Below are 406 nucleotides of genomic sequence, written 5' to 3'. Positions count from 1 at the left end.
GGTAGGGCTTAACCCGCGGGAAGCGCAGACCACGGGCCTGCTCCTTAGATAGTTGCCTAGCGAGAAGCATTTCTGAGCGCGGCAACCCTTGCACCAGGATCCACAAAAGATCATGCAGCGATGACCAATCATGGCCGTCCCGATAGGCGCGATGAAGCGCCGAATCATCGGGAAGCCCAGCAATGAGCACGCGCAGGCGGCGGGAAGTTATATCACCGCGGAGCCAATCCGCGACCGGGTCCCCGCCGTATTCAGCGCTTAGCGCCGCTTCGCACGCCTCTGGGAACGATTGGAGTTCTCCCGGGATCGGATTTTTCCCACGTATTCAGCGTGATCCTGCAGAGCCCAACCAATCCGGGAAAGCGAATCTACACCGGCTTCAATCGCATATTCGATGAAGGCGGCG

At 59.4% G+C, this 406-nt stretch carries 1 protein-coding gene; it reads left to right on the top strand.

Going from position 1 to position 406, the window contains the following annotated elements:
* Positions 1-130 precede the first annotated feature (130 nt).
* Positions 131-262, top strand: coding sequence for a hypothetical protein (locus ACXIUA_RS00015; protein WP_457975833.1), 132 nt, complete (start codon positions 131-133; stop codon positions 260-262).
* Positions 263-406: the final 144 nt, after the last annotated feature.

Source organism: Corynebacterium sp. UMB8791 (assembly GCF_054166365.1).
This window is presented reverse-complemented; position numbering and strand designations above follow the sequence as displayed.